The organism is Streptococcus mitis (assembly GCF_002096815.1).
Classification (GTDB): Bacteria; Bacillota; Bacilli; order Lactobacillales; family Streptococcaceae; genus Streptococcus; species Streptococcus mitis_AD.
On the sequence record NZ_NCVJ01000021.1, the window covers coordinates 293,599 to 319,221 of the forward strand.

21 protein-coding genes, 1 tRNA gene and 1 other RNA gene are annotated in these 25,623 nt (G+C 40.2%); 18 read left to right on the top strand and 5 right to left on the bottom strand.

The window, feature by feature from the left end; genetic code table 11:
* Positions 1-32: 32 nt before the first annotated feature.
* Positions 33-380, top strand: a transfer-messenger RNA (tmRNA) gene (ssrA, locus tag B7696_RS08160).
* Between the two features lie 420 nt (positions 381-800).
* On the top strand, positions 801-2,135 hold the full coding sequence (locus B7696_RS08165; protein ID WP_000094601.1) for an Nramp family divalent metal transporter: 1,335 nt from the start codon (positions 801-803) through the stop codon (positions 2,133-2,135).
* A gap of 78 nt (positions 2,136-2,213) precedes the next feature.
* Here B7696_RS08165 and B7696_RS08170 read toward each other — a convergent pair.
* A tRNA-Ser gene (locus B7696_RS08170) sits at positions 2,214-2,301 on the bottom strand.
* A 161-nt stretch (positions 2,302-2,462) separates the two neighbouring features.
* Between B7696_RS08170 and B7696_RS08175 the strand changes: the two genes are divergently transcribed.
* Genes B7696_RS08175 through B7696_RS08185 form a run of 3 tightly spaced genes read left to right on the top strand, consistent with a single transcriptional unit; the run spans position 2,463 to position 6,066 of the window.
* Positions 2,463-3,203, top strand: a complete 741-nt coding sequence (locus tag B7696_RS08175) for a DeoR/GlpR family DNA-binding transcription regulator (protein WP_000920654.1) — start codon at positions 2,463-2,465, stop codon at positions 3,201-3,203.
* Positions 3,200-4,111 carry a 1-phosphofructokinase gene (gene pfkB / locus B7696_RS08180; RefSeq protein WP_084863137.1) on the top strand — a complete coding sequence of 304 codons (912 nt, stop codon included), beginning with the start codon at positions 3,200-3,202 and terminating at the stop codon, positions 4,109-4,111. The genes B7696_RS08175 and pfkB overlap by 4 nt, the downstream gene beginning before the upstream one ends.
* Positions 4,108-6,066, top strand: coding sequence for a fructose-specific PTS transporter subunit EIIC (locus B7696_RS08185; protein WP_084863139.1), 1,959 nt, complete (start codon positions 4,108-4,110; stop codon positions 6,064-6,066). The genes pfkB and B7696_RS08185 overlap by 4 nt, the downstream gene beginning before the upstream one ends.
* Positions 6,067-6,158: 92 nt before the next feature.
* Here the strand turns inward: B7696_RS08185 and B7696_RS08190 are convergent, their stop codons facing one another.
* Positions 6,159-8,480 carry a hypothetical protein gene (locus B7696_RS08190; protein WP_023947000.1) on the bottom strand — a complete coding sequence of 774 codons (2,322 nt, stop codon included), beginning with the start codon at positions 8,478-8,480 and terminating at the stop codon, positions 6,159-6,161.
* 491 nt (positions 8,481-8,971) lie between these two features.
* Here B7696_RS08190 and B7696_RS08195 point away from each other — a divergent pair, with 491 nt between their 5' ends.
* A complete protein-coding gene (locus B7696_RS08195) occupies positions 8,972-11,275 on the top strand; it encodes a DNA translocase FtsK (RefSeq protein WP_084863519.1) in 2,304 nt (767 codons plus the stop codon).
* Between the two features lie 44 nt (positions 11,276-11,319).
* On the opposite strand, the gene B7696_RS08200 is transcribed toward B7696_RS08195, so the two are convergent.
* Complete coding sequence (locus B7696_RS08200; protein ID WP_070842729.1) at positions 11,320-11,748, bottom strand: DUF6556 family protein; 429 nt, start codon at positions 11,746-11,748, stop codon at positions 11,320-11,322.
* 138 nt (positions 11,749-11,886) lie between these two features.
* On the opposite strand from B7696_RS08200, the gene B7696_RS08205 reads away from it, so the two are divergent.
* The 10 genes from B7696_RS08205 to B7696_RS08250 all read left to right on the top strand — a co-directional run bounded on the left by B7696_RS08205 (position 11,887) and on the right by B7696_RS08250 (position 21,813).
* A complete protein-coding gene (locus tag B7696_RS08205; RefSeq protein WP_084863141.1) occupies positions 11,887-13,029 on the top strand; it encodes a cysteine desulfurase family protein in 1,143 nt (380 codons plus the stop codon).
* Positions 13,030-13,037: 8 nt separating this feature from the next.
* Positions 13,038-14,252, top strand: coding sequence for a tRNA uracil 4-sulfurtransferase ThiI (gene thiI, locus B7696_RS08210; protein WP_084863143.1), 1,215 nt, complete (start codon positions 13,038-13,040; stop codon positions 14,250-14,252).
* Between the two features lie 136 nt (positions 14,253-14,388).
* A complete protein-coding gene (locus B7696_RS08215; RefSeq protein WP_084863144.1) occupies positions 14,389-15,213 on the top strand; it encodes an alpha/beta hydrolase in 825 nt (274 codons plus the stop codon).
* Positions 15,214-15,231: 18 nt separating this feature from the next.
* Positions 15,232-15,972 carry an esterase family protein gene (locus tag B7696_RS08220; protein ID WP_084863146.1) on the top strand — a complete coding sequence of 247 codons (741 nt, stop codon included), beginning with the start codon at positions 15,232-15,234 and terminating at the stop codon, positions 15,970-15,972.
* Positions 15,973-15,984: 12 nt separating this feature from the next.
* Positions 15,985-17,151, top strand: a complete 1,167-nt coding sequence (locus B7696_RS08225) for an ATP-grasp domain-containing protein (RefSeq protein ID WP_049516565.1) — start codon at positions 15,985-15,987, stop codon at positions 17,149-17,151.
* Between the two features lie 158 nt (positions 17,152-17,309).
* A complete protein-coding gene (gla, locus tag B7696_RS08230; RefSeq protein ID WP_084863148.1) occupies positions 17,310-18,215 on the top strand; it encodes an aquaglyceroporin Gla in 906 nt (301 codons plus the stop codon).
* Positions 18,216-18,338: 123 nt separating this feature from the next.
* Positions 18,339-19,064 carry a CppA family protein gene (locus B7696_RS08235; RefSeq protein ID WP_084863150.1) on the top strand — a complete coding sequence of 242 codons (726 nt, stop codon included), beginning with the start codon at positions 18,339-18,341 and terminating at the stop codon, positions 19,062-19,064.
* Positions 19,061-19,996: a serine hydrolase domain-containing protein gene (locus B7696_RS08240; RefSeq protein WP_084863152.1), complete on the top strand. Its 936-nt coding sequence runs from the start codon at positions 19,061-19,063 to the stop codon at positions 19,994-19,996. Before B7696_RS08235 ends, B7696_RS08240 begins: the two co-directional genes overlap by 4 nt.
* An 8-nt stretch (positions 19,997-20,004) precedes the next feature.
* Complete coding sequence (locus tag B7696_RS08245; protein WP_004258340.1) at positions 20,005-20,901, top strand: DMT family transporter; 897 nt, start codon at positions 20,005-20,007, stop codon at positions 20,899-20,901.
* A gap of 153 nt (positions 20,902-21,054) precedes the next feature.
* A complete protein-coding gene (locus tag B7696_RS08250) occupies positions 21,055-21,813 on the top strand; it encodes a CPBP family intramembrane glutamic endopeptidase (RefSeq protein ID WP_084863154.1) in 759 nt (252 codons plus the stop codon).
* A gap of 52 nt (positions 21,814-21,865) precedes the next feature.
* Here B7696_RS08250 and B7696_RS08255 read toward each other — a convergent pair whose 3' ends face one another.
* Both B7696_RS08255 and rsmG read right to left on the bottom strand, forming a co-directional pair.
* Positions 21,866-23,149, bottom strand: coding sequence for a uracil-xanthine permease family protein (locus tag B7696_RS08255; RefSeq protein WP_192856303.1), 1,284 nt, complete (start codon positions 23,147-23,149; stop codon positions 21,866-21,868).
* 204 nt (positions 23,150-23,353) lie between these two features.
* Positions 23,354-24,067 (bottom strand): 16S rRNA (guanine(527)-N(7))-methyltransferase RsmG, encoded by a 714-nt coding sequence (gene rsmG, locus B7696_RS08260; protein WP_084863158.1) that lies wholly within the window; start codon positions 24,065-24,067, stop codon positions 23,354-23,356.
* Positions 24,068-24,160: 93 nt separating this feature from the next.
* Here rsmG and B7696_RS08265 point away from each other — a divergent pair, with 93 nt between their 5' ends.
* Entirely contained in the window at positions 24,161-24,721 is a 561-nt protein-coding gene (locus B7696_RS08265; RefSeq protein ID WP_000219846.1) for a LemA family protein, read from the top strand.
* Between the two features lies 1 nt (position 24,722).
* A complete protein-coding gene (htpX, locus tag B7696_RS08270; RefSeq protein ID WP_084863160.1) occupies positions 24,723-25,622 on the top strand; it encodes a zinc metalloprotease HtpX in 900 nt (299 codons plus the stop codon).
* The last annotated feature ends 1 nt before the right edge of the window (position 25,623 follow it).

Genomic DNA, 25,623 nt, shown 5'->3' on the forward strand with positions numbered 1-25,623 from the left:
TTAGATAAGGTATAATGGTTTTGTTGTCTTTTGGGGTCGTTACGGATTCGACAGGCATTATGAGGCATATTTTGCGACTCGTGTGGCGACGTAAACGCTCAGTTAAATATAACTGCAAAAAATAACACTTCTTACGCTCTAGCTGCCTAAAAACCAGCAGGCGTGACCCGATTTGGATTGCTCGTGTTCAATGACAGGTCTTATTATTAGCGAGATACGATCAAACTTTGTCTAGCAGTTTGGTAAGAGATTTATAGGCTCGCAGTTCCTAGGCTTGAGTTATGTGTCGAGGAGCTGTTAAAACAATACATAACCTATGGTTGTAGACAAATATGTTAGCAGATGTTTGGACGTGGGTTCGACTCCCACCGGCTCCATTATTATTTTGCATTCCTTTCCAAAACGTTGTACTTACAGCGTTTTTTATTTTGTTCTTTGGTATTCCTTGGTATTCTTTTTTACAAAAAGGATACAATTTTCAGTTGTATCCTAAATATTAAAGCAAGTCCTGAATTTTCTTAAGTTTTTATCATATTTTCTGTTATAATTAAGGTGCCTTAAGAAAAATAATGAAAAAACTAAATGTTTTTCATATAGTTTTCATTTTTTGTGTTATAATTAAGGTGCCTTAAGAAAAATATTAAGGTGCCTTAAGAAAAATATTAAGGTGCCTTAAGAAAAATAATGAAAAAACTAAATGTTTTTCATATAGTTTTCATTGTTTTAATAGTTTAAAGTCAATCTTATTTTTCTCTAATAGAAAATAATGAAAAAGTAGGTTTAGAAAGAGGTAAGTATCTATGTCTTCTCATAAAAAAGTGTCACTCTCTGAGATTAATCAATCTATCGATACTCCAAATAACAATCATTTCTGGCAAAATTTAAATGCCTTTTTAGGTCCGGGTGCTCTTGTCGCAGTTGGTTATATGGATCCAGGAAACTGGATTACCAGTGTAGTCGGTGGTGCTTCCTATAAGTATAGTCTCTTGTTTGTTATCTTGATTTCATCTCTCATTGCCATGCAACTTCAGCAGATGGCAGGAAAGCTTGGTATTGTAACCCAGATGGACCTGGCTCAAGCAACGGCTCATCATTCACCTAAATGGCTTCGTTATAGTCTATGGGTGATTTTAGAATTAGCCTTGATGGCGACAGATCTGGCAGAAGTTCTAGGTTCAGCGATTGCTCTCAATCTTCTCTTTAAGATTCCGATTATGATAGCAATTCTCTTGACCGTGTTGGATGTTTTTCTCTTATTGCTTCTGATGAAATTTGGCTTTAAGAAGATTGAAGCTATTGTGACAACACTGATTTTAACCATTCTAGCAATTTTTACCTATCTGGTAGCTTTGTCACATCCAAGCTTCCAAGGAATCGTTGAGGGTTATCTACCGAATGCAACCTTATTTGAAAGTCCCTTGCCAGGGCATGAAAGTCAATTAACCTTGGCACTAGGGATCGTGGGAGCAACGGTTATGCCCCATAACCTCTATTTGCATTCTTCCTTGTCTCAAACTCGGAAAATCAATCACAAGGACAAGAATGATGTTCGAAAAGCCGTGCGCTTTATGACCTGGGATTCAAATCTCCAATTATCCTTGGCCTTTGTGGTTAACTCCCTTCTATTAATTCTCGGGGCGGCTCTCTTTTTCGGCCATGCATCTGAGATTTCTGCCTTCTCTCAAATGTATAATGCCTTGCAGGATTCTACTATTGCAGGAGCTATAGCTAGCTCGACCTTATCAACCTTGTTTGCCTTGGCTTTATTAGCCAGTGGTCAAAATTCGACAATTACGGGTACCTTGACTGGACAAATCGTTATGGAAGGTTTCTTGCATATGAGATTACCTCAATGGTTCATTCGTTTGGCAACTCGTCTCTTTGCCTTGTTGCCTGTCATGATTGTAGCGGTTCTGTTTGGTCATCAGGAAAAAACATTGGATCAGTTATTGGTTTATTCACAAGTCTTTCTTTCGATTGCTCTTCCATTTTCAATCTTCCCACTGATTTATCTAACTTCTAAGAAATCACTGATGGGAGAATTTACCAATGCCAAATGGAATACCATCCTTGGCTATATCGTTTCCATTATCTTAACAATTCTCAATGTGAAATTGTTATTTGATATTTTCTAAGAAATTCACCCGAGTTATAAAACAAGCATATAAGAAAAAAGATACCCAAGATTTCTTGGGTATCTTTTTTAAAATAAACGGAAGACATGGGATTCGAACCCACGCACGCTGTTACACGCCTACCGCGTTTCCAACACGGCCTCTTAAGCCTCTTGAGTAATCTTCCAATGCTTACTCAAATAGTCTACCATAAAGCCTCTTATCTTGCAATAAAAATTCTGGAAATGAGAAAAATGATAGAATTTGAAAGAAAATGATAAAAAATGCTTGACTTTGAAAGAGAGTGTGATAGAATGAATAGTGTAAACGATAACAGGAGGTGATTCGGTGTTAAAAACAGAGCGGAAACAACTGATTTTAGAGGAGTTAAATCAACATCATGTAGTTTCTCTAGAGAAATTAGTTAGTTTGCTAGAAACGTCAGAATCAACGGTTCGAAGAGATTTGGATGAGTTGGAAGCGGAAAACAAGCTTCGTCGCGTGCATGGTGGAGCAGAATTGCCCCATTCCTTGCAGGAAGAAGAAACCATTCAAGAAAAATCTGTCAAAAACCTTCAAGAGAAGAAGTTGCTAGCTCAGAAGGCGGCCTCTCTCATCAAGGAACAAGATGTCATCTTTATTGATGCTGGAACAACAACTGCTTTTTTGATCCATGAATTGGTCAATAAGAATGTTACAGTCGTGACCAACTCGATTCACCATGCTGCTCAGTTGGTTGAAAAGCAGATTCCAACTGTCATGGTTGGAGGTAGTGTCAAGATGGCGACGGATGCTAGCATCGGGGGCGTTGCTCTTAACCAAATTAACCAATTGCACTTTGACCGTGCCTTTATCGGGATGAATGGTGTGGACGATGGCTATTATACGACTCCTGATATGGAAGAGGGAGCTGTGAAGCGTGCTATTTTGGAGAATGCCAAACAGACCTATGTCTTGGTCGATTCGTCAAAAATTGGACAAACTTGCTTTGCCAAGGTAGCACCACTCAAACGAGCTATTGTTATTACAAGTCAAGGGCATGAGCTCTTGCAGGCTATTAAGGAGAAAACGGAGGTAATAGAAGTATGATTTATACAGTCACACTCAATCCATCTATTGATTATATCGTTCGTTTGGACCAAGTCCAAGTCGGTAGTGTCAATCGAATGGATAGTGATGATAAGTTTGCTGGTGGGAAAGGAATCAATGTCAGTCGTGTCTTGAAACGTTTGGATATTCCAAATACAGCGACTGGATTTATCGGAGGTTTTACTGGTGAATTTATCACAGATACTTTGGCTGATGAAGAAATCGAGACGCGTTTTGTCCAAGTGGCAGAAGATACTCGTATCAATGTTAAAATCAAAGCAGACCAAGAGACAGAAATCAACGGAACGGGTCCAAATGTGGAACCAGCCCAGTTAGAAGAGTTGAAAGCTATTTTGTCTAGTTTGACTGCAGAAGACACGGTTGTATTTGCGGGTTCAAGTGCTAAAAATCTAGGCAATGCTATCTATAAGGATTTGATTGCCTTGACGCGTCAGACGGGTGCGCAAGTGGTTTGTGACTTTGAAGGACAGACCTTGATTGATAGTTTAGAATACCAACCGCTCTTGGTTAAACCAAATAATCATGAACTTGGAGCAATTTTTGGGGTTAAACTCGAAAGTTTAGATGAAATTGAGAAATACGCTCGTGAGTTACTGGCTAAAGGTGCTCAAAACGTCATTATCTCTATGGCTGGTGACGGTGCCCTTCTTGTCACATCTGAGGGAGCTTACTTTGCTAAACCTATCAAGGGAACAGTCAAAAATTCAGTTGGAGCTGGTGATTCTATGGTTGCTGGTTTCACAGGTGAATTTGTCAAATCAAAAGACGCAGTAGAAGCCTTCAAATGGGGAGTTGCTTGTGGAACAGCAACGACCTTCTCAGATGACTTGGCAACAGCAGAATTTATTAAAGAAACATATGAAAAAGTTGAGGTAGAAAAACGATGAAAATTCAAGACCTATTGAGAAAAGATGTCATGTTGCTGGATTTGCAGGCGACTGAAAAAACAGCTGTCATCGACGAGATGATTAAAAGTTTGACAGACCACGGTTATGTGACAGATTTTGAAATCTTTAAAGAAGGCATCTTAGCGCGTGAAGCTTTGACTTCTACTGGTTTGGGTGATGGTATCGCAATGCCTCACAGCAAAAATGCTGCAGTAAAAGAAGCGACAGTTCTCTTTGCCAAGTCAAACAAGGGTGTTGACTACGAGAGCTTGGATGGGCAACCAACTGACCTTTTCTTTATGATTGCGGCTCCAGAAGGTGCTAATGACACTCATTTAGCAGCCTTGGCAGAATTGTCTCAATACTTGATGAAAGACGGTTTTGCTGACAAACTTCGTCAAGCAACATCAGCTGACCAAGTTATCGAACTTTTTGACAAAGCTTCCGAAAAAACTGAGGAACCTGTTCAAGCGCCTGCAAATGAAACTGGTGACTTTATCGTAGCTGTTACAGCTTGTACAACAGGTATTGCCCACACTTACATGGCCCAAGAAGCCCTTCAAAAAGTGGCTGCTGAAATGGGTGTTGGAATTAAGGTCGAAACCAACGGTGCTAGCGGTGTTGGAAACCAACTAACTGCTGAGGACATCCGCAAGGCTAAAGCTGTTATCATCGCTGCAGACAAGGCAGTTGAGATGGATCGTTTTGATGGTAAACCATTGATCAATCGTCCAGTTGCTGACGGTATCCGTAAGACAGAAGAGTTAATTAACTTGGCTCTTTCAGGAGATGCTGAAGTCTACCGTGCCGCTAATGGTGCAAAAGCTGCAACTGTCTCTAACGAAAAACAAAGCCTTGGTGGTGCCTTCTACAAACACTTGATGAGTGGTGTATCTCAAATGTTACCATTTGTTATTGGCGGTGGTATCATGATTGCCCTTGCCTTCTTGATTGACGGTGCTTTGGGTGTTCCAAATGAAAATCTTGGCAATCTTGGTTCTTACCATGAACTAGCTTCTATGTTCATGAAAATTGGTGGTGCAGCCTTTGGCTTGATGCTCCCAGTTTTTGCAGGTTATGTTGCCTACTCTATCGCTGAAAAACCAGGTTTGGTAGCAGGTTTCGTGGCTGGTGCTATTGCCAAAGAAGGTTTTGCCTTTGGTAAAATTCCTTATGCCGCAGGTGGTGAAGCAACTTCAACTCTTGCAGGTGTCTCATCTGGTTTCCTAGGTGCCCTTGTTGGTGGATTTATCGCAGGTGCTTTAGTTCTTGCTATTAAGAAATACGTTAAAGTTCCTCGTTCACTTGAAGGTGCTAAGTCAATTCTTCTCTTGCCACTTCTTGGAACAATCTTGACAGGATTTGTCATGCTAGCTGTTAACATCCCAATGGCAGCAATCAACACTGCTATGAATGACTTCCTAGGTGGTCTTGGAGGAGGTTCAGCTGTCCTTCTTGGTATCGTTCTTGGTGGAATGATGGCTGTCGACATGGGTGGACCAGTCAACAAAGCTGCCTATGTCTTTGGTACAGGTACGCTTGCAGCGACTGTTTCTTCAGGTGGTTCTGTAGCTATGGCGGCAGTTATGGCTGGAGGAATGGTTCCACCACTTGCTATTTTTGTCGCAACTCTTCTCTTTAAAGGTAAATTTACCAAAGAAGAACGCAACTCTGGTTTGACAAATATTATCATGGGATTGTCATTTATCACCGAGGGAGCAATTCCATTTGGTGCCGCTGACCCAGCACGTGCTATCCCAAGCTTCATTCTTGGTTCAGCAGTAGCAGGTGGACTTGTTGGTCTTACTGGTATCAAACTCATGGCGCCACACGGAGGAATCTTCGTGATTGCCCTTACTTCAAATGCTCTTCTTTACCTCGTTTCTGTTTTGGTAGGAGCAATCGTAAGTGGTGTGGTCTATGGTTACCTACGCAAACCACAAGCAGTTAAATAAAAGGGAACTATATACCAGTTTAAACCAACCACAAAATGTAGTATTTCAACAATATCGAAAAAGACGATTTCCGTTTGGAAATCGTCTTCTCACTATTTCAATAGTTCATACTCAAATAATTTACTTTCAAGCTCATTCTCATAGTAATCAGCTAACCTTGTTTTAAGTTCTTTTAGTTTAGTGTTAACTTTTTCATTGTTGAATATCTTTTTATCATTACCATCTTTGTATGATGTATTTATGTCCAATTCAATTTGATAAGTACCATAATTGTATTTTGGATTATATTCTTGAGTATTTTTAGCTAGTTCAAGTAATTCATCAAAGACGCCTAGCAACATTAAGTCAGCTCTATCAAGTTTTCCATATTTTTCTTGTTCGACCAATTCTTTACGAACTAGAGAGTTCTCATCTAGGCACATTTCGTTACTATAAAACTTTCCATCAGAACCATCAAAGCTCAAACAATGATTTTTTTGAGAGATACAAGTCCATAATGTAGCTTTTCTAAGAAAATCTGTATCCTCTGTATACAAATCCCCTTTATCAGCAGTTGTGTAGTAAATATCCCTTTCATACCAGTTTTTTTGAGGGTATTGCTTGGCAACAAATAAAGCAGTTTGCTCTGCGTAATTATTTGTTCTAACTTGACTACCTCGTCCATGATAAATAGCAATTCTAGTCATTCTTATGTCCTGCGGAGTAGTACCAAAACCACTGGCTTCTATAACCGCTAAAATATTGTCATTATAAACAGGTTTTCCATAGCTTTTTAATGGTACTTCTTTACCATCGTAGCCAGTAGCAATTTTAGATAACACATCTGTTTTTAACTTTTTAGAATAGTATTCTCCTAGCGTTTTGTATACTTTTTTTATAGTGACATGCTTCACATCTTTAAGAATAGCATCCTCAGGTACATCAATGACTGCTGCTCCTTTCCCAGTTCCCCATTTTTTATTATCTCTCCATATTTCTTTAGCAGTTACAGTAATACTTTCAGTTTCGTTATCTTGATCGTTTTTCCAAAGTGCTACCAAAACGGAACTTTCTTGTGCTTTAAAGTTCCCTCTGTTTGCTAGAAAACCATTAATAAAGATTTTTTGCATTAGACCAACTGATTTCCAATACTTAACAGGAGCAAATAAAATATAATAGTCGTTTTCATCTCTCATAAAGTATTTTTCAAAAGACCAAACAAATTGATTTAGCAAATCTTTTGCATGGTTACTATCACCCACAAATTCATCGGACATCAATTTCCTTATATAGCTAAATTTATCTATCGATTTAACATTTCCTTCTTGAGCCCGAGCTAATTCGCTAGAATAAGGGGGATTTTCAAAACCAATAATCGCAACATTTTTGTCATCTATGATTTCTTGTAATGTATTATGTTTTCCATCTGTTTCCATTGGAATCGATAAAAACTCTTCTGCTAAAGCATCCCCACCTGTTACTAAGTTCCCCTTGTTTGCTTGTACAATTGAAAGTGGTGGTATGATAGCCCTCACCTTTCCAATATATTTGTTATACAAAACAAGCCATTCTTTTATTTCATAAGTATTCAAGATAACATGGCCTAACTCTTCTTCAGTTAAATAATGCTCTAATGCTCCTGTACCAGCACATCTATCCAAAATAACATAGTCCATATTTTTAGGAAGACTGCTAATAGCTTGACGAACAAGTTTAGTTGCTTCTTTAACATAAGGTAATGGTGTATAAAACGCTCCTAAATCTTTTCTATTTGCAGGGTCATTTAATGCGTCCATCACGGTGTCAAAATCGCTTTCGTCTCCACACCAAGGTAAGATATAGTTTTCGACTATTGAATTAGACGGTTGTTTGAGCATCTCAAACATTTGAGATTTTGTTGTTGTTTTATCGTGACGGTATATGTAGTTCGCCCACCCTAAAATGTTTGGAAAGCCAATTTCAAACTTTTGATACTCGTCTATTTGGAATAATTCACGCAATTCACGATTTTTAGGGCTCTTTGGTTGAAAAACATCAAATTCAATTACTTTTTCAGGATTAGTAGCATCTTTTAAAGTCTTCTGATTTACATTTTTTGATGCACTATTCGTATAATTTTGTAAAATTTCTAAACGATATTTAGTTGCATCATAAACACTAGCACGATTTTTATTAATATCAACTAAAACGATTTTGCTTGGTATAGGAATACCACCTTTAATCCTTAATTTAGACAGATAGTGGATAGCTTGAGTAAGCACAGCATTAAGATCAGCAATGCTATTTTTAAATTCAAACAGAGATCCGTTAACGATACCATCAGTATTTTCGATTAAAATATCTTTTTCATCAAAACCGAAATTTCTCCAGAAAAATAAATTGTCTGCTCTTTCATTTCCAGATTGCCAACTTCTATCAATAGCTAGAGGCGTCATTTTACACCTCCAACAATCAACTCATTGAGTTGAGAAACAACAGAAAAGACCTTCTCACAAAAATGTGAAAAAGTCTGTTTTAGGGCTTGACAAAAAATACGCTTGATTACATAATCAGCGTGAGCTGTGAGCTGTGAGCTGTGAGCTGTGAGCTGTGAGCTGTGAGCTGTGAGCTGTGAGCTGTGAGCTGTGAGCTGTGAGCTGTGAGCTGTGAGCTGTGAGCTGTGAGCTGTGAGCTGTGATTGCGTTCATACCAATCATTCCTTTACTTTTTGATAGTTCTATTATATCAAAATTTCAAAATTTTGCATATCTTCTTTTTTTGATGAACAGTCAGTTGAATCATAAAGGCTATTAAAAAGATGTTCTGAAATTGCTTAGAGAGGGAAACTATGGATAAGAAAATTTTATTTGAATCTCTTAATACTGAACTATCCAAGGAGAATATTGACCTTTTCCGAAATGCCTGTGAAATATGGTATAATAGAAGAATGGCAAACAAGAATACAAGTAAAACAAGACGAAGACCGTCAAAAGCAGAACTCGAAAGAAAAGAAGCGATTCAACGGATGTTGATTTCGTTGGGAATCGCGTTTTTATTGATTTTCGCAGCCTTCAAATTAGGGGCTGCAGGTATCACCCTTTACAATTTAATTCGCTTGCTGGTGGGTAGCCTAGCTTATCTGACAATATTTGGTATCCTGCTCTACCTCTTCTTTTTCAAGTGGATACGAAAACAGGAAGGGCTTCTATCTGGCTTTTTCACTATATTTGCGGGCTTACTCTTGATTTTTGAGGCCTACTTAGTTTGGAAATATGGTTTGGACAAGTCGGTTTTAAAAGGGACTATGGCTCAGGTTGTGACTGATCTGACTGGTTTTCGAACGACCAGTTTTGCTGGTGGAGGCTTGATTGGTGTTGGACTCTATGTGCCAACAGCCTTTCTCTTCTCAAATATCGGTACTTACTTTATTGGTTCTATCTTGATTTTAGTGGGTGCCCTCCTAGTCAGTCCTTGGTCTGTTTACGATATTGCTGAATTTTGCAGTAAAGGCTTTGCCAAATGGCGGGAAGGGCATGAGCGTCGAAAAGAGGAACGTTTTGTCAAACAAGAAGAAAAAGCTCGCCAAAAGGCTGAGGAAGAGGCTAGATTAGAAAAAGAAGAGGCTGAAAAAGCCTTACTCGATATGCCTCCTGTTGATATGGAAACGGGTGAAATTCTGACTGATGATGTTGTGCTTGACGTTCCTCCTGTTCCAGAAGAAGAGTGGGTGGAACCAGAAATCATCCTGCCTCAAGCTGAACATGAATTCGCTGAACAGGAAGATGGCTCTGATGATGAAGATGTTCAGGTCGATTTCTCAGCCAAGGAGGCTCTTGAATATAAACTTCCAAGCTTACAACTCTTTGCCCCTGATAAACCTAAAGACCAGTCTAAAGAGAAAAAAATCGTTCGGGAAAATATCAAAATCCTAGAAGAAACCTTTGCTAGCTTTGGTATCAAGGTAACGGTTGAACGGGCTGAAATTGGACCGTCAGTGACCAAGTATGAAGTCAAGCCTGCAGTGGGTGTACGGGTCAACCGCATTTCCAATCTCGCAGATGACCTCGCTCTAGCCTTGGCGGCCAAGGATGTCCGTATTGAAGCACCAATCCCTGGGAAATCCCTAGTCGGTATCGAAGTGCCCAATTCTGAGATTGCGACTGTGTCTTTCCGTGAATTATGGGAACAATCTCAAACGAAAGCAGAAAATCTCTTAGAAATTCCTCTAGGAAAGGCAGTTAATGGCACCGCAAGAGCTTTTGACCTTTCCAAGATGCCCCACTTGCTAGTTGCAGGTTCAACGGGTTCAGGGAAGTCAGTAGCTGTTAACGGCATTATCGCTAGCATCCTCATGAAGGCGAGACCTGACCAAGTTAAATTTATGATGGTCGATCCCAAGATGGTTGAGTTGTCTGTTTACAATGATATTCCCCACCTCTTGATTCCAGTCGTGACCAATCCACGTAAGGCCAGCAAGGCTTTGCAAAAGGTCGTGGATGAAATGGAAAATCGTTATGAACTCTTTGCCAAGGTGGGAGTTCGGAATATTGCAGGTTTTAATGCCAAGGTAGAAGAGTTTAATGCTCAGTCTGAGTACAAGCAGGTTCCGCTACCACTCATTGTTGTAATTGTGGATGAGTTGGCTGACCTTATGATGGTAGCCAGCAAGGAAGTGGAAGATGCTATCATTCGTCTCGGACAGAAGGCGCGTGCTGCAGGTATCCACATGATTCTTGCAACCCAGCGTCCATCCGTTGACGTCATTTCTGGTCTGATCAAGGCCAATGTCCCATCTCGTGTCGCTTTCGCAGTTTCATCAGGAACAGACTCCCGTACTATTTTAGATGAAAATGGAGCTGAGAAACTGCTTGGACGTGGAGATATGCTCTTTAAACCAATTGATGAAAATCATCCAGTTCGTCTCCAAGGCTCCTTTATCTCGGATGATGATGTCGAACGTATCGTAAACTTCATTAAGGCTCAGGCTGATGCGGACTACGATGAGAGTTTTGATCCAGGTGAGGTTTCTGAAAATGAAGGTGAATTTTCAGATGGTGAAACTGGTGGAGATCCGCTTTTTGAAGAAGCCAAAGCTTTGGTCATTGAGACCCAGAAAGCTAGTGCGTCCATGATTCAGCGTCGTTTATCAGTTGGATTTAACCGTGCGACCCGCCTTATGGAAGAACTCGAAATGGCAGGAGTCATTGGTCCAGCTGAAGGTACCAAACCAAGAAAAGTATTGCAACAATAAAAAAATAGCTTCTTTCCAAGTTTGGAAGGAAGCTATTTTACTGGCTATTGATTGGTATTATTTTCTGAATTTGGAGTATTGGACTGTTTTTCATTTTCAGTAGTAGATTTACTTGGAGCAGGAGTAGTAGATTCCTGAGTTGCTGCTTTCTGCTCTTCTTTTTTCTCTTCCTTGACGCTGGATTTTGGTGTTTCTTCTTGTTGTGGTTTTTCTTGAGAAGTGTTATTTTCCTTATTAGGACTAGTGTTTTCCTGAGGGGATTCCTTTTGAATTTCTTTGACAATTGTTGTCGTCTGGCTTGTCGTAGGTTCTTTTTTAGTATTTTTGTTATTATCCAAGGCGTTCATGATAGTGATGCTTGCGGTAATCAAGCCGAGAATACTACCGATAGTAGCAACGGTTTTTTGAAAGACCGTAAAGCCTTTTTTGATGTGTTCTGTTTTTGGTTTTGAAGTTCTACGATAATTAGACATACATTCTCTCCTTTAACTAAAATTTATTATACCGTATTTCTTTAAAAAAATCTTAAAAAAAGAGGAATTGCCCTTTCTTGTCGCAAGCTCCGTTTCATGATACAATAGAAGAAGTGATTTTAGAAAGCGTGAGAAAACATGATTTACTTTGATAATTCGGCGACGACCAAGCCTTATCCTGAAGCCCTTGAAACTTATATGCAGGTGGCTTCAAAAATTTTAGGAAATCCATCTAGTCTTCATCGTTTAGGGGACCAGGCAACACGAATCTTAGATGCTTCTCGCCAACAGATTGCAGATTTAATTGGTAAGAAAAGCGATGAAATCTTCTTTACTTCTGGTGGGACAGAAGGAGATAACTGGGTCATCAAGGGTGTGGCCTTTGAAAAAGCTCAATTTGGCAAGCACATCATCGTATCAGCCATTGAACATCCAGCAGTCAAAGAGTCAGCTCTCTGGTTGAAAAGTCAAGGATTTGAAGTGGATTTTGCTCCAGTTGATGAGAAAGGATTTGTGGATGTTGAGGCGCTAGCAGATTTGATAAGACCTGATACGACCCTCGTTTCCATCATGGCAGTTAACAACGAAATTGGCTCTGTTCAGCCCATTGAGGCTATTTCAGAACTGTTAGCAGACAAACCAACTATTTCCTTCCACGTTGATGCAGTTCAGGCACTTGCCAAAATTCCGACTGAAAAGTATCTGACAGAACGAGTGGATTTTGCGACTTTCTCTGGTCACAAGTTCCACGGAGTTCGTGGTGTTGGTTTTGTCTATATCAAGTATGGCAAGAAGATTACGCCTCTTTTAACAGGTGGTGGTCAGGAACGTGATTATCGCTCGACAACTGAAAATGTGGCAGGGATTGCAGCGACAGCCAAGGCTCTCCGTTTGTCCATGGAAAAGCTAGATTTCTTTACGAGTAAGATAGGACAGATGAAGGCAGTGATTCGCCAAGCCCTTCTGGACTACCCAGATATTTTTATCTTCTCAGATGAGGAAGAATTCGCACCTCATATTCTGACTTTTGGAATCAAGGGTGTTCGTGGTGAAGTCATTGTTCACGCCTTTGAAGACTATGATATTTTCATCTCAACGACCTCTGCTTGTTCATCCAAGGCCGGGAAACCTGCAGGAACCCTGATTGCCATGGGAGTGGATAAAGATAAGGCCCAGTCAGCTGTGCGTCTTAGCCTAGACCTTGAAAATGATATGAGTCAGGTCGAGCAGTTTTTGACCAAGTTAAAATTGATTTACAATCAAACTAGAAAAGTAAGATAGGAGCATTCATGCAATATTCAGAAATTATGATTCGCTACGGAGAGTTGTCAACCAAGGGTAAAAATCGTATGCGTTTCATCAATAAACTTCGCAATAATATTTCAGACGTTTTGTCTATCTATCCCCAAGTTAAGGTAACAGCAGATCGCGACCGTGCCCACGCTTACCTCAATGGAGCAGATTACACAGCAGTAGCAGAATCGCTCAAACAAGTTTTTGGAATTCAAAACTTTTCCCCTGTTTATAAGGTTGAAAAATCTGTAGAAGTTCTGAAGTCTTCTGTCCAAGAGATTATGCAGGACATCTACAAGGATGGCATGACCTTTAAAATTTCTAGCAAGCGTAGCGACCACAACTTTGAGTTGGATAGTCGTCAACTCAACCAAACACTTGGAGGAGCTGTTTTCGAAGCCATTCCAAATGTGCAAGCTCAAATGAAAAGTCCTGACATCAATCTTCAGGTGGAGATCCGTGAAGAAGCAGCCTATCTTTCTTATGAAACTATTCGTGGGGCTGGTGGTTTGCCAGTTGGAACTTCAGGTAAAGGGATGCTTATGTTGTCAGGAGGGATTGACTCACCTGTAGCAGGTTATCTTGCACTGAAGCGTGGGGTGGATATTGAGGCTGTTCACTTTGCCAGTCCACCATACACGAGTCCTGGTGCTCTTAAAAAAGCCCAAGATTTGACCCGTAAATTAACCAAGTTTGGCGGCAATATCCAGTTTATCGAAGTTCCTTTTACAGAGATTCAAGAGGAAATCAAGGCTAAAGCGCCAGAAGCTTATTTGATGACTCTAACTCGTCGCTTTATGATGCGGATTACAGATCGTATTCGTGAGGTACGAAATGGTTTAGTTATCATCAATGGGGAAAGTCTAGGTCAAGTAGCCAGCCAAACCCTTGAAAGCATGCAGGCTATCAATGCCGTTACCAACACTCCCATCATCCGCCCAGTTGTAACCATGGATAAGTTGGAAATCATTGATATCGCCCAGGAAATCGATACCTTTGACATTTCAATCCAACCGTTTGAAGACTGTTGTACGATTTTTGCGCCAGATCGTCCGAAAACAAATCCTAAGATTAAGAATGCGGAGCAGTATGAAACTCGCATGGATGTTGAAGGTTTAGTTGAGCGAGCTGTGGCTGGAATTATGATTACTGAGATTACACCTCAAGCTGAAAAAGATGAAGTGGATGACTTGATTGATAATTTGCTCTAATCAGAAAATCCAGAAGAATTTAGAAAAATAGATGAAAAAGTTAGTTTTTAATTCCAAAAATGGAATCAAAACTAACTTTTTTTCTATAATTGTGATATAATGAGATAAAATTTTGAATATAGAGAGTTTTCTGACAATGAATCAATCCTACTTTTATTTAAAAATGAAAGAACACAAACTCAAAGTTCCTTACACTGGTAAGGAGCGCCGTGTACGTGTTCTTCTTCCTAAAGATTATGAGAAAGACACGGACCGCTCCTATCCTGTTGTTTACTTTCATGATGGGCAAAATGTTTTTTATAGTAAAGAGTCCTTTATTGGCCATTCATGGAAGATTATCCCAGCTATTAAGCGTAATCCTGACATCAGTCGCATGATTGTCGTTGCCATTGACAATGATGGTATGGGGCGGATGAATGAGTATGCGGCTTGGAAGTTCCAAGAATCTCCTATCCCAGGGCAGCAGTTTGGCGGTAAGGGTGTGGAGTATGCCGAGTTTGTCATGGAGGTGGTCAAGCCTTTTATCGATGAAACTTATCGTACAAAAGCAGACCGCCAGCATACAGCCATGATTGGTTCCTCATTAGGAGGGAATATTACCCAGTTTATCGGTTTGGAATACCAAAATCAAATTGGTTGTCTAGGTGTCTTTTCATCTGCTAACTGGCTCCATCAAGAAGCTTTTAATCGCTATATCGAGCGCAAGAAACTATCGCCTGACCAGCGTATCTTTATCTATGTTGGAACAGAAGAAGCAGATGATACGGACAAGACCCTGATGGCTGGTAATATCAAACAAGCCTATATCGATTCGTCTCTTCGCTATTACCATGATTTGATAGCAGGGGGAGTTCATTTGGATAATCTTGTCTTAAAAGTTCAGTCTGGTGCCATCCATAGTGAAATCCCTTGGTCTGAAAATTTACCAGACTGTCTGAGATTTTTTGCAGAAAACTGGTAAAGTAAGAAAGGAGAAAATATGCATATTGAACATCTTAGCCACTGGAGTGGCAACCTTAACCGTGAAATGTACCTTAACCGTTATGGTCATGCTGGGATTCCAGTTGTGGTTTTTGCTTCATCAGGTGGTAGTCACAACGAATACTATGATTTTGGCATGATTGATGCCTGTTCTTCCTTTATAGAGGAAGGTCGTGTCCAGTTCTTTACCCTATCCAGTGTAGACAGTGAGAGCTGGTTGGCCACTTGGAAAAACGGTCACGATCAGGCGGAGATGCATCGTGCCTATGAGCGCTATGTGATTGAGGAGGCCATTCCTTTTATCAAGCATAAGACAGGTTGGTTTGATGGCATGATGACGACAGGTTGCTCCATGGGCGCCTACCATGCTGTCAATTTCTTCCTCCAGCATCCAGATGTTTTTACAAAGGTGATTGCTCTTAGTGGTGTTTACGATGCACGTTTCTTTGTCGGCGATTACTACAATGACGATGCTATTTACCAAAACTCGCCAGTAGATTATATCTGGAACCAGAACGACGGCTGGTTTATTGACCGTTATCGTCAGGCAGAGATTGTGCTGTGTACGGGTCTTGGTGCCTGGGAACAAGACGGTCTACCATCCTTTTACAAGCTTAAAGAAGCCTTTGACCAGAAACAAATTCCAGCCTGGTTTGCTGAATGGGGACACGATGTCGCCCACGACTGGGAATGGTGGCGCAAACAAATGCCTTATTTCCTCGGCAATCTCTATTTATAAAAGGAGTGACCTATGAATTACCTTGTTATTTCTCCCTACTATCCGCAAAACTTTCAACAGTTTACTATTGAACTAGCTAATAAAGGCATCACAGTCTTGGGAATTGGCCAAGAACCTTACGAGCAATTGGATGAGCCCTTACGCATTAGCCTGACTGAGTATTTCCGTGTTGATAATCTTGAAAATGTAGACGAAGTCAAGCGTGCAGTTGCATTTCTTTTCTACAAGCATGGTCCTATCGATCGCATCGAGTCCCATAATGAATACTGGCTTGAGCTGGATGCAACACTCAGAGAACAATTTAATGTCTTTGGTGCCAAACCAGAAGACCTCAAAAAGACTAAATTTAAGTCTGAAATGAAGAAATTGTTCAAAAAAGCAGGTGTCCCCGTGGTACCTGGAGCTGTTATCAAGACGGAAGCAGATGTGGATCAAGCTGTGAATGAAATCGGCCTTCCAATGATTGCAAAACCTGACAATGGAGTGGGAGCAGCCGCCACCTTTAAGCTTGAAACAGAAGACGATATCAATCACTTCAAGCAAGAATGGGACCATTCGACCGTTTATTTCTTTGAAAAATTTGTCACTTCCAGCGAAATTTGCACCTTTGATGGTTTAGTGGATAAGGATGGAAAGATTGTCTTCTCAACGACCTTTGACTACGCCTATACACCGCTTGATCTCATGATTTACAAGATGGACAATTCTTATTACGTTCTCAAGGATATGGATCCTAAATTACGTAAATATGGTGAGGCAATTGTCAAAGAATTTGGTATGAAAGAACGGTTCTTCCATATTGAGTTTTTCCGCGAAGGGGACGACTACATTGCTATTGAGTACAATAACCGTCCTGCAGGTGGTTTTACCATTGATGTTTATAACTTTGCTCATTCCTTGGACCTCTATCGTGGATATGCAGCTATTGTCGCAGGAGAAGAGTTCCCAGCGTCAGAATTTGAACCTCAGTTTTGTTTAGCTACATCCCGTCGTGCGAATGCTCACTATGTCTATTCTGAGGAGGACTTGCTTGCCAAATACAGTCATCAGTTCAAGGTTAAAAAAATCATGCCTGCAGCCTTTGCGGAACTTCAAGGGGATTACCTGTATATGCTGACAACTCCGAGTCGACAAGAAATGGAGCAAATGATTGCAGATTTCGGACAACGTCAAGAATAAGAACTTTCGGATTAAGGAAAATTACTCCCTTAATCCTTTTGTTTTTTATAAGAAATAAAACCGCTTTCTCATATATTCTTTTAGAAAACATATTGCTAAAAGATATAAAAATTGATAGAATAAGGATTGTCTAAAAAATTTTAAGGAGAATCTATCAAATGGATTTTACATGGGCAATTAAATATGCCACTGAATTCTTGGGAACTGCTATTTTGATCATTCTTGGTAATGGTGCAGTTGCTAACGTTGAACTTAAAGGTACGAAAGGTCACCAAAGTGGCTGGCTCGTTATCGCTGTTGGTTACGGTATGGGGGTTATGATTCCAGCTTTGATGTTTGGTAACGTATCAGGTAACCACATCAACCCAGCCTTCACTCTTGGACTTGCAATCAGCGGTCTCTTCCCTTGGGCACAGGTAGCGCCTTATATCCTTGCACAAGTTTTGGGTGCTATCTTTGGTCAAGCCTTGGTTGTGGCAACACACCGCCCATACTACTTGAAAACTGAAAATCCAAACAACATCTTGGGTACTTTCTCAACAATTTCAAGTTTGGATAATGGTACAAAAGAATCACATTTTGCAGCAACTGTTAATGGTTTTGTAAATGAGTTTGTTGGTTCATTTGTTCTTTTCTTTGCAGCTCTTGGAATGACTAAAAACTTCTTTGGTGCTGAACTAGTATCAAAAGCACAAGCGGCTATTAATGCTCAAGTTGCACAAGCAACTACTCAAGGTCAAACCATTCCTCAAGAACAAGTAACAGCAGCACTTGACCAAGCTAAAGAACAAGTAGCACCATTTATGACATCTGGTCTTGGAATTGCTCACTTGGCAGTAGGTTTCCTAGTTATGGCCTTGGTAACATCACTTGGTGGACCTACAGGACCTGCCTTGAACCCAGCCCGTGACTTGGGACCACGTCTCCTTCATGCTTTCCTTCCAAAATCAGTTCTTGGTGAGCACAAAGGTGATTCAAAATGGTGGTACTCTTGGGTACCAGTAGTAGCACCGATCGCAGCAGCAATTGCCGCAGTAGCTATCTTCAAATTCCTTTACCTATAAGAAATTGAAACCGAGGAAATCCTCGGTTTTTTAGATGAAATTTTACGAAAAAAAGCTAAATCTGAGCATAATTTCTTGTAAAAAATTCTAAAATCCTTTAAAATAAAAGAGTTGGAGGAATTTATGAATGTAAATCAAATTGTACGGATTATTCCTACTTTAAAAGTTAATAATAGAAAATTAAATGAAACATTTTATATAGAAACCCTTGGCATGAAGGCCTTGTTAGAAGAGTCAGCCTTTCTGTCACTAGGTGATCAAACAGGTCTAGAAAAGCTGGTTTTAGAAGAAGCTCCAAGTATGCGCACTCGTAAGGTAGAGGGAAGAAAAAAACTAGCTAGATTGATTGTCAAGGTAGAAAATCCCTTAGAAATCGAGGCCTTATTAGCTAAAACAGATTCGATTCATCAATTATATAAAGGTAAAAATGGCTACGCTTTTGAGATTTTTTCACCCGAAGATGATTTGATTTTGATTCATGCGGAAGATGACAGAGCAAGTCTAGTAGAAGTAGGAGAAAAGCCAGAATTTCAAACAGATCTGGAGTCAATTTCTTTAAGTAAATTTGAAATTTCTATGGAATTACACCTCCCAACGGATGTAGATAGTTTTTTGGAACTATCTGAAATTGGGACATCACTTGATTTTATCCCAGCTCAGGGTCAAGATTTGACTGTGGACAATACGGCTACTTGGGACTTATCTATGCTCAAGTTCTTGGTCAATGAACTAGATATAGCAAGTCTTCGCCAGAAGTTTGAGTCTACTGAATATTTTATTCCTAAGTCTGAAAAATTCTTCCTTGGTAAAGATAGAAATAATGTTGAATTGTGGTTTGAAAAAGTATGAAGTGGACCAAGATTATTAAAAAAATAGAAGAACAAATCGAGGCAGGGATTTATCCCGGAGCCTCTTTTGCGTATTTTAAGGACCATCAATGGACGGAGATCTATGTAGGACATAGTGACCCAGAACATGGCTTGGATACTGAGGCAGGACTAGTTTACGACCTAGCCAGTGTTAGCAAGGTTGTTGGAGTTGGCACTGTTTTTACCTTCTTGTGGGAAAAAGGTCAATTAGATATTGATAGACCGGTAACAGATTTTTTAGCTGAGAGTGATTATCCAGACATCACTATTCGCCAGCTCTTGACTCACGCTACAGACCTTGATCCTTTTATTCCCAATCGTGATCTTTTAACAGCACCTGAATTAAAGGAAGCGATGTTTCATCTTAACAGACGAAGTCAGCCAGCCTTTCTTTATTCGGATGTCCATTTTTTGCTGTTGGGTTTTATTTTGGAAAGAATCTTTAATCAAGACTTGGATGTGATTTTACAGGAGCAAGTCTGGAAACCTTGGGGAATGGCGGATACCCAGTTTGGGCCTGTTGAGCTTGCTGTTCCAACAGTTAGAGGTGTCGAGGCAGGTGTGGTACATGATCCCAAGGCTCGTCTCCTGGGCAGACATGCTGGTAGTGCTGGTTTATTTTCGACTGTAAAGGATCTACAAATCTTTTTAGAACACTATTTATCAGATGATTTTGCAAGAGATTTGAGTCAAAATTTTTCTCCTTTGGATGACAAGGAACGTTCTTTGGCCTGGAATTTGGAAGGAGATTGGCTAGACCATACGGGCTATACAGGTACCTTTATCATGTGGAATCGCCAGAAGCAAGAAGCGGCTATTTTCCTATCGAATCGTACCTATGAAAAGGATGAGAGGGCTCAATGGATTGTAGACCGCAATCAAGTGATGGACTTGATTCGCAAAGAAGAGTAAGGAGAGACATGTCAAACAGTTTAAAAGGGACTCTATTAACAGTTGTGGCTGGGATTGCTTGGGGCTTGTCAGGAACGAGTGGCCAATACCTGATGGCACACGGAATTTCGGCTCTGGTTTTGACCAACTTGCGTCTTTTAATCGCTGGTGGGATTCTCATGGTCTTGACTTATGCTACTGCAAAGGATAGAATGCTGGCCTTTTTAAATGATAGAAAGAGTTTACTGTCTCTTCTCATTTTTGCTCTAATTGGTCTCTTCCTCAATCAATTTGCCTATCTAACTGCTATTCAGGAGACCAATGCAGGAACCGCGACGGTGCTTCAGTATGTTTGTCCTGTCGGGATTTTGATTTATAGCTGTATCAAGGATAAGGTGGCACCGACACTGGGAGAGATAGTTTCCATCATATTAGCCATTGGAGGGACCTTCCTGATTGCAACTCATGGGCAGTTGGACCAGTTATCCATGACACCTGCAGGCCTGTTCTGGGGTCTCTTTTCTGCTCTGACTTACGCACTGTATATCATTTTGCCCATAGCCTTGATTAAGAAGTGGGGGAGCAGTTTGCTCATTGGTGTGGGAATGGTCATAGCAGGTTTAGTCGCCCTTCCTTTTACAGGGGTTCTACAGACTGCTATCCCAACTAGTCTTGATTTTCTCCTTGCATTTGCGGGCATTATCCTTATCGGGACTGTCTTTGCCTATACAGCCTTCTTAAAAGGAGCCAGTCTGATTGGACCGGTCAAGTCAAGCTTGTTGGCTTCTATTGAGCCAATTTCGGCAGTTTTCTTTGCCTTCCTAATTATGAATGAACAATTTTATCCTATTGATTTTCTTGGTATGGCAATGATATTGTTTGCTGTAACTCTGATTTCGTTGAAAGATTTATTGTTAGAGAAATAAACAAAAAAATGAAAGTAGATGATAACCACTCTCAAAGAGGGGTTATTTTTACTAATAAAAGCTTTTGAATCTAAATGAATTAATGAAATTTTATAAAAGTTTAAGCCTTTTTTCTTAAAATATTTATATGAGTATAGAATACCTGGAGAAAATATGAATATTTTTAAAAAAATACATCCATGTAAACCTCTAAAATACTTGAGATGGTTTGATATTGTGATTATTACGATCATAATGTTTGGTCAGTTTATAATTCGTTCAACCGAGCTATTTTTAGCAAATACGTTTCCAACGGGTGCATCAAGTACAGTAGGGACAGTTAGACAGGCTGTAAGCGAAGGTGCAGCTTATTCTAGTAATTTTACCCTGCAAGCTATATTACTGACTGTGACCTTACTCTATCTTTTGATTCGAAATTATGATTTTAAACAGCTTCCTATTCGCTGGAATTGGTCCACTATCTTTTGGGTTCCATTTATATTTGCTTTAGTAGGACTGTTTGGAGACTTGGTTACAACTCTCACTGGTAAATATAATTACTTTAATCCAGACCTTTTTGCCTATATAGATTTCACGCAAATAATAAGGAAGTTCTTAGCTCTCAGCCCGATAGCGATTGCCTATGCCTTGCTTAATGGATTTTATGAAGAGTTTTTCTTTCTAGGTTTGTTGACTTCAGTGAAGGAAAAACACAAGTGGTTGGTTTTGCTTTATTCTACTATTATTCGTATTTCCTTCCACACCTATCAAGGATTAGTATGGGCTTTGGTAATCGGTGTAGTTTATGGCTTATTCTATTATTTCTTATACAAATATAAAATTAAAAATCTCCTCCCGTTTTTTCTCATGCATGCTTTAGCAGATATGTTTGGTTCTAGCCTGATCTATCTATTGGTTGCTTGGGGGACTTAAGAATCAGAAAAATCCACTCAGTTGTCTGAGTGGATTAGGTGTATTTAGACTCTTAGTCTTTATTTTCGTATGGTAAGATCAAGTTCAAGATGATTCCTGTCATGGCTGATAGGGCTGTACCTGAAAGGGTAACTGGACCGAGTTTAAGGATAGCTCCTCCAAGTCCAAGAACCAACATAGCACTTGCGATGATTAGGTTACGCATTTGACCAAAATCAACACGTTCTTTGATCAAGACTTTCAAACCGTTGCTGGCGATAACTCCATAGAGTAGGATTGACATACCACCAAGTACAGCGTTTGGAATAGTTGAAATCAAGGCAGTGAATTTACCAAGGAAGCTAAGAGCAATCGCGATGAAGGCAGCGTTACGGATAACTGAGACAGAAGCGATACGAGTCATACCGATAACCCCTGTATTTTCTCCGTAAGTTGTATTGGCTGGTCCACCAAGGAAGGCAGAAACAGAAGTTGCGATACCGTCACCAAGAAGAGTACGGTGAAGACCTGGTTCTTTCAAGAATTGACGGCCACAGATTTGACCCAAAACAGTATGGTCTCCGATATGTTCAGAAATTGTTACGATAGCGATTGGCAAGATGGCGATAGTTTCTGGACCAAAGTAAAGATTGTACTCTTTAAAGGCACCACCAGTGCTAAATGGCAAGTAGAAACCAGGAATTTCAAACCAGTCAGCTTTAAGAACTGGTGTAAAGTCAACTAGCCCAAGAGCTAGAGCGAAGAGGTAACCACCGATAATGGCAAAGAGGAAAGGAATGATTCGTAGGAAGCCTTTTCCTTTTGTATTGATAAAGGCAGCAATTAGGAAAGTAACAACCGCTACAAGAGCATTTTTCCAATTTCCATCCGCTACAAGACCAGCGTTTGTAACAGCTGAACCTGCAAGTCCAAGACCGATAACGATAATCATAGGTCCGATGATGATTGGTGGCAAGAGTTTATCAATCCATTTTGTACCTGCAAAACGAACACCAGCAGCAACAAGGACGTAGACCAAACCAGTCAAGATAACCCCTGTTTGAGCAGCGGATACATCCCCACCCATTTCTTTCATAGCCAGTGACATAGCTGTGATAAAGGCGAATGATGATCCTAGATAAACTGGAACTCTAAAACCAGTTGCGATCATGTAGATGAGTGTTCCAACACCTGAAGCAAAAAGGGCAACAGATACAGGCATTCCCAAAATCAATGGTACCAAGATGGTCGCACCGAACATGGCGAAAACGTGTTGGAAGCTAAGGAGAATTCCTTTTCCAGCCGAAGGACGTTGGTCAACGTCTAGTAACAAATCAACAGTTGATTCTTGTTTCATATAAACCTCACTTTTGGGCATCAAAAAAGAGCCCATTATTTTACAGCAATAGGCCCTCAGAGTAAGACTTCTTTAAAATCTAGACTTTAAAGAGTTTCAAATATTTCTGCGTCTTCGTCACCTCACGGGATGACATTAAAAACCTTTGCTTGTGATAGTATAGCAAAAATTACAAACTTTGTAAATATTTTTTTACTAAAAAGATTAAAGCGGACGTTTGTTGGGCATACCAGCTTTACGTGGATATTTATTTGGTGTTTCCTTTTTCTTTTCTACCACTGTGATGTAACGTGGATCTCCATTTGGTAGGGCGTAGCTGAGATTGTCTTCGACCTTGCTGAAGAGGAGGTTGAGAGCATTTTTGGCTTCTAGTAACTCCTCTGGTGCATTACTGGCCTTGAGTGCCAATAGTTTGCCACCAACTTTAAGGTAGGGAATAGTTAATTCAGATAGGACCTGCATACGGGCAACTGCACGAGCTGTTACAAAGTCATATTGAGCACGGAAGTTTTTGTCTTGGGCAAAGTCTTCTGCACGTCCATGATAGAAATGAACTCCGTCCAAATCCAGCTCCTGAGCCAACAGTTGGAGGAAGTTGATGCGCTTATTTAGAGAATCAATGATAGTCACATCAAGCTGAGGATAGAGAATTTTCATCGGCAGACTAGGAAATCCTGCCCCAGCTCCGATATCAAGCAGTTTGATATTTTCATTGGGAATCAAGCCTTGCAGAATAGGTGCAATCGAATCATAAAAATGTTTGAGATAAACTTCTTCCTTATCTGTAATAGCTGTCAAATTAATCTTCTCATTCCACTCGACCAAGAGCTCAAAATAACGTTCAAATTGTTTTTTTTGCTGGTCCGAAAGCGGAAGATTTTGCTCGGCAAGCAAGTTGTAAAATGTTTCTGGTTTCATATTTATTTCCTTCTTTAGTATCATCTTATTTTACCACAATCATTAAAAATTTGATATACTGGTACTAATCTAAAAGCAGAAAGGACTTATATCATGACTTGGATTATTCTTGGAGTTTTGGCTCTTGTTGTTATTTTTGTGATTGTTAGCTATAACGGTTTGGTTAAAAATCGTATGCAAACCAAGGAGGCTTGGAGCCAGATTGATGTTCAGTTGAAACGTCGAAATGACCTCTTGCCAAATTTGATTGAAACTGTAAAAGGTTATGCAAAATATGAAGGTTCTACCCTTGAAAAGGTGGCAGAACTGCGTAACCAAGTGGCGGCAGCGACTTCACCAGCAGAAGCTATGAAAGCTAGTGATGCCCTTACTCGTCAAGTCTCAGGTATTTTTGCAGTTGCAGAAAGCTATCCAGACTTGAAAGCGAGTGCCAACTTTGTTAAATTGCAAGAGGAGTTGACCAATACAGAAAATAAAATTTCTTACTCTCGTCAACTTTACAACAGTGTTGTTAGCAACTACAATGTAAAATTGGAAACTTTCCCAAGCAATATTATCGCTGGAATGTTTGGATTTAAAGCAGCAGATTTCCTTCAAACACCTGAAGAGGAAAAGGCAGTTCCTAAAGTTGATTTTAGCGGTTTAGGTGACTAAGATGTTGTTTGATCAAATTGCAAGCAATAAACGAAAAACCTGGATTTTATTGCTGGTATTTTTCCTACTCTTAACTCTGGTTGGCTATGCAGTTGGTTACCTCTTTATGCGGTCTGGGCTTGGTGGTTTGGTTATCGCACTGATTATCGGCTTTATCTACGCCTTGTCCATGATTTTTCAATCGACAGAGATTGTCATGTCCATGAATGGCGCGCGTGAAGTTGATGAGCAAACGGCACCAGCCCTCTACCATGTAGTGGAAGATATGGCTATGGTGGCTCAGATTCCCATGCCACGTGTTTTCATCATTGATGACCCAGCCTTAAATGCCTTTGCGACAGGTTCTAATCCGCAGAATGCGGCAGTTGCTGCGACTTCAGGCCTTCTAGCTATCATGAATCGTGAGGAACTAGAAGCTGTTATGGGGCATGAAGTTAGTCATATTCGTAATTATGATATCCGCATTTCGACGATTGCTGTTGCCCTTGCCAGTGCTATCACCATGCTTTCTAGTATGGCAGGTCGTATGATGTGGTGGGGTGGGGCAGGTCGCAGACGAAGTGACGATGACCGAGATGGAAATGGCTTAGAAATCATTATGCTCGTGGTTTCTCTTCTAGCTATTGTACTGGCACCTCTCGCTGCAACCTTGGTGCAACTAGCTATTTCCCGCCAGAGGGAATTCCTAGCTGATGCTTCCAGTGTCGAGTTGACGCGCAATCCTCAAGGGATGATTAATGCCCTACGTAAGCTGGATAATAGCGAGCCGATGCATCACCACGTTGATGATGCCAGCAGCGCACTTTATATCAATGATCCCAAGAAAGGTGGAGGGTTCCAAAAACTCTTTTATACCCATCCACCTATCTCAGAACGGATTGAACGTTTAAAACATATGTAAA

What these genes read in the sequence shown, in the direction of transcription:
- B7696_RS08165 (WP_000094601.1), top strand. Translation starts at nt 801, where the DNA reads ATGTCTTCTCATAAAAAAGTGTCACTCTCTGAGATTAATCAATCTATC.
- pfkB (WP_084863137.1), top strand. Translation starts at nt 3,200, where the DNA reads ATGATTTATACAGTCACACTCAATCCATCTATTGATTATATCGTTCGT.
- B7696_RS08185 (WP_084863139.1), top strand. Translation starts at nt 4,108, where the DNA reads ATGAAAATTCAAGACCTATTGAGAAAAGATGTCATGTTGCTGGATTTG.
- B7696_RS08190 (WP_023947000.1), bottom strand. Translation starts at nt 8,480, where the DNA reads ATGACGCCTCTAGCTATTGATAGAAGTTGGCAATCTGGAAATGAAAGA.
- B7696_RS08195 (WP_084863519.1), top strand. Translation starts at nt 8,972, where the DNA reads ATGGCAAACAAGAATACAAGTAAAACAAGACGAAGACCGTCAAAAGCA.
- B7696_RS08200 (WP_070842729.1), bottom strand. Translation starts at nt 11,748, where the DNA reads ATGTCTAATTATCGTAGAACTTCAAAACCAAAAACAGAACACATCAAA.
- B7696_RS08205 (WP_084863141.1), top strand. Translation starts at nt 11,887, where the DNA reads ATGATTTACTTTGATAATTCGGCGACGACCAAGCCTTATCCTGAAGCC.
- thiI (WP_084863143.1), top strand. Translation starts at nt 13,038, where the DNA reads ATGCAATATTCAGAAATTATGATTCGCTACGGAGAGTTGTCAACCAAG.
- B7696_RS08215 (WP_084863144.1), top strand. Translation starts at nt 14,389, where the DNA reads ATGAATCAATCCTACTTTTATTTAAAAATGAAAGAACACAAACTCAAA.
- B7696_RS08220 (WP_084863146.1), top strand. Translation starts at nt 15,232, where the DNA reads ATGCATATTGAACATCTTAGCCACTGGAGTGGCAACCTTAACCGTGAA.
- B7696_RS08225 (WP_049516565.1), top strand. Translation starts at nt 15,985, where the DNA reads ATGAATTACCTTGTTATTTCTCCCTACTATCCGCAAAACTTTCAACAG.
- gla (WP_084863148.1), top strand. Translation starts at nt 17,310, where the DNA reads ATGGATTTTACATGGGCAATTAAATATGCCACTGAATTCTTGGGAACT.
- B7696_RS08235 (WP_084863150.1), top strand. Translation starts at nt 18,339, where the DNA reads ATGAATGTAAATCAAATTGTACGGATTATTCCTACTTTAAAAGTTAAT.
- B7696_RS08240 (WP_084863152.1), top strand. Translation starts at nt 19,061, where the DNA reads ATGAAGTGGACCAAGATTATTAAAAAAATAGAAGAACAAATCGAGGCA.
- B7696_RS08245 (WP_004258340.1), top strand. Translation starts at nt 20,005, where the DNA reads ATGTCAAACAGTTTAAAAGGGACTCTATTAACAGTTGTGGCTGGGATT.
- B7696_RS08250 (WP_084863154.1), top strand. Translation starts at nt 21,055, where the DNA reads ATGAATATTTTTAAAAAAATACATCCATGTAAACCTCTAAAATACTTG.
- B7696_RS08255 (WP_192856303.1), bottom strand. Translation starts at nt 23,149, where the DNA reads ATGAAACAAGAATCAACTGTTGATTTGTTACTAGACGTTGACCAACGT.
- rsmG (WP_084863158.1), bottom strand. Translation starts at nt 24,067, where the DNA reads ATGAAACCAGAAACATTTTACAACTTGCTTGCCGAGCAAAATCTTCCG.
- B7696_RS08265 (WP_000219846.1), top strand. Translation starts at nt 24,161, where the DNA reads ATGACTTGGATTATTCTTGGAGTTTTGGCTCTTGTTGTTATTTTTGTG.
- htpX (WP_084863160.1), top strand. Translation starts at nt 24,723, where the DNA reads ATGTTGTTTGATCAAATTGCAAGCAATAAACGAAAAACCTGGATTTTA.